We start from the raw sequence: 1,102 nt of genomic DNA, 5'->3' as shown, positions 1-1,102 counted from the left end.
GGCCCAGGCTTCCGCGCCTGTACCCGCACCGACCGAGCGCCGTGCACGGGGTGCGGGTCCAGGCGCGGAAGCCTCTGGCGCCGGCAAGGGCGCCGTCCGTTGTGCCCACCCGTTCCGCCCCTTGCGGAACGCCTGCCCACAACGGGGGGCGGGTTATGCCGCTGCGTGGAAGAGGGCCGCCGCCTCGCCCCGCGAGTCGACCCCCAGCTTGTTCAGGATGTTCGCGACGTGGAACTTCACCGTCGACTCGCTGATGTGCAGCTCCTCCGCGATCCGCCGGTTCCGGTGCCCGAGCGCCAGGTGCCGCAGCACCTCCACCTCCCGCTCCCCGAGCCCGGTCAGCGGGTGGGCGGCCTCGATCGGGGCCTCGGGGGTCGCCAGCGGGATGACGGCCGTGATGGTCGTGCCCCAGCCGGGGACCGCGTCCATGTCGAGCCGTCCGCCGAGCACGTCGAGCCGGTCCCGGATCGTGCCGGCACCCAGGTCGCAGGGGGCGAGCGCGCCCGCGCCGTCGTCGCGCACGGAGGCCCGCAGCTCGTGCTCGGTCAGCTGCCAGCCGACGTGGACCCGGTGCACGGAGTCCTGCTCCAGGACGATGAGGAGCAGCGACCGGACGATGGCCCGCGCACTGTGGGCGACATCGGCCGCGAGGGACCGGGTGGAGTCGGGCGCGCCCAGGTCGAGCCGCACCCTGCTGTGCCGGAGCATCGGCCGCAGCTCACCGGCAAGCCGCTCGAAGGCGTCCGCCACCGGCTCCTCCGCGAGCGCCCGGTCCCGCCGCTGCTCGGCCCGCATCTCGATGAGCGCGGACGCGGCGAGGTCGGTGGCGGTGGTCCGGGCCGTCGTGTCGTCGAGGGCCCGGCTGCGCAGCACCCCGAGGACGCCGGAGAGCGCCGCCGCGTGCGCGGCGGTGAGTTCGGCGATCACGCGTGCGCGTGTGTCGGCCGCCGCCCGCGAACGGGCGAGCGCCCCCGGCACGGCCTCCGTCGCGAACCGGTCGAAGTGCCCGGTGACCAGGTCCCACAGCGCCTGCGCCACGGTGAGCGCGGCCGCGTCGACCGGGGCGGCGCCGTCCTCCCGTACGAGCACGAGGACCGCCCCG

At 76.0% G+C, this 1,102-nt stretch carries 1 protein-coding gene; it reads right to left on the bottom strand.

Features of this window, described 5'->3' with window-relative positions; translation table 11 throughout:
* Nucleotides 1–153 precede the first annotated feature (153 nt).
* Nucleotides 154–1,102, bottom strand: a 949-nt coding sequence (locus CCN56_RS35235) for a LuxR C-terminal-related transcriptional regulator (RefSeq protein ID WP_086831853.1), incomplete at its 5' end; no start/stop codon positions are given.

Source organism: Streptomyces sp. NRRL B-24572, assembly GCF_002156145.1.
Lineage (GTDB): Bacteria > Actinomycetota > Actinomycetes > Streptomycetales > Streptomycetaceae > Streptomyces > Streptomyces vietnamensis.
This window is presented reverse-complemented; position numbering and strand designations above follow the sequence as displayed.